Below are 1946 nucleotides of genomic sequence, written 5' to 3' on the forward strand. Positions count from 1 at the left end.
AAAGCTTCCTGTATGATTTAAACAGGGATTGACCTAAAAAGAATACCTCAAGTAAAGTTGGATTGTTACTGACCTGGCAGTTGGTAATAATCCAAGAATACAAGAGGTATCTAACATGAATGCTAAGACAACAAGAAACAAAAATCAAGTCACCAATAGTTTTTCGGTAATAAACACTCTATCAGCCGAAGAAAGACAGTCAAGAATCGATGAACTTCTTAAGACAATGCAGGCTAAGACCTGGCATGATCTTGAAACAACGGGGAAGTTTGATAAGAATGCCAAGCTCTCTTTTATATCGGAGGACATGCTTATAGTAGGATGCGATATAGGCAGTGAAACTCATTATCTGAGAGCTATAGATATACGAGGCAGAGAACTCAGCAAAAAACCATTTTCATTCACGAATAATGAAGAAGGATTTGAAGCTGCAAAGGCATGGATGGTTGAGCTTGCTGCAGTAAATGGCAAAAAGCAGATAGTATTAGGACTTGAGCCTACAGGTCATTACTGGTTCTGTATAGCGACATGGCTTATAAGCAATGGTATCAGTGTTGTACAGGTAAATCCATATGCAGTCAAGCAGACAAAGGAGGTTGAAGACAACAGCCAGTTAAAGGATGACAGAAAAGATCCCAAAGTAATAGCAAATCTGGTAATGAACGGAAACTATGGTATGCCATATCTTCCAGAGGGCATATACGCAGACCTGCGTAGTCTCTCGCTTCTAAGGAGTCAGCTTACCGAGAACAGGATCCGTTGTGCAAACAGGATGCACAGGCTAATGAAAATACACTTTCCTGAATATAAGGACGCATTTGGAAGAGTGGATGGAAGTTTTGCTTTAGAAGTATTAAAGATTGCACCATTTCCAAAGGACATAGTTGCATTGGGTGAAGATGGCATAAGAGAGATTTGGCACAATGCTAAGCTAAGAGGACGCGGCTATAGCAGGGCAGCTGAACTATTCAGATATGCCAGTACAAGCGTGGGAAGAAATGAAGGCGCAGAATACGACAGAGAAGCTGTCAGATGGTTTGTGGAAGAAATGCTCTCTCTAGATGAAAAGCTGACCACAATAGAGGCAGCTATAAATGCGAAGTGTATGGAAATACCACACGCTGAAAACATTCTTGAAATATCTGGTCTGGGTCAGAACATAGTTGCAGGGATCATATCTTCAATGGGGGATATTGATAGATTTGACGATGTTAAGGAAATACAGAAACTAAGTGGATTAAACCTTGTTGCATGCAGTTCGGGCAAGCATAATGGCGAAACAAAGATAAGCCACAGAGGACGCAAAGAACTGCGAACCTGGCTGTTCCAAGGAGCCAAATCAGTTGTGGCTCATGCTAAAGAATTCCAGTTGATACATGAGTACTACACTACACGGCCCAAGAATCCGCTAAAGAAGATGCAGTCGCTGATAGTCATAGCGTGTAAGCTTCTGAGGATTATATATGCAATCCTCAAGAAAGGCGTTACTTATGACCCTCAAAAGATGCTTGATGATATCAAGAGATTTGAGAATGCTGAGATAGTAGCTGCATAAGTAAGAATCACATTTCCGGAATCCTGCCGAGCTGTTGAATACAGTTCGATAGCTGAGCAGGGTTCCGGATGGTAACCCATTAACAGTAGGGGGAATCTCCTACAAAAACTACCAACATATGTCTTTGATGGATTGCGTCCACCGTTTGCCGGTACCATTCAAGACATAATAGGTCAGTTAGTAAGTACCAAAGACAAACAAGAGCTGTAGCTGGCGGGAGTTCTCTCCATAGGGCATAGACCCTGTTTGAAAGCTTTGCTGGCACTTGGTGTATGAATAGGTGGGACGAAGGAAGTTGGGACACGATCCCTTTAGACACGGAAGGTTCACCATCATAGTTGATCAAAGGGAAAATAGCCTTTATAGAGCAAACAAAGGGATGCTTTATTAG

1 protein-coding gene is annotated in these 1946 nt (G+C 41.9%); it reads left to right on the forward strand.

What is annotated here, in order from left to right:
• Window positions 1–115: 115 nt before the first annotated feature.
• Window positions 116–1555, forward strand: a complete 1440-nt coding sequence (locus tag G608_RS0117710; RefSeq protein ID WP_026497102.1) for an IS110 family transposase — start codon at window positions 116–118, stop codon at window positions 1553–1555.
• Window positions 1556–1946: the final 391 nt, after the last annotated feature.

The organism is Butyrivibrio sp. WCD3002, from assembly GCF_000424265.1.
In the GTDB taxonomy this organism is placed as follows: Bacteria; Bacillota; Clostridia; order Lachnospirales; family Lachnospiraceae; genus Butyrivibrio.

Coding starts and splice junctions, on each gene's coding strand:
- G608_RS0117710 (WP_026497102.1), top strand. CDS start 116: ATGAATGCTAAGACAACAAGAAACAAAAATCAAGTCACCAATAGTTTT.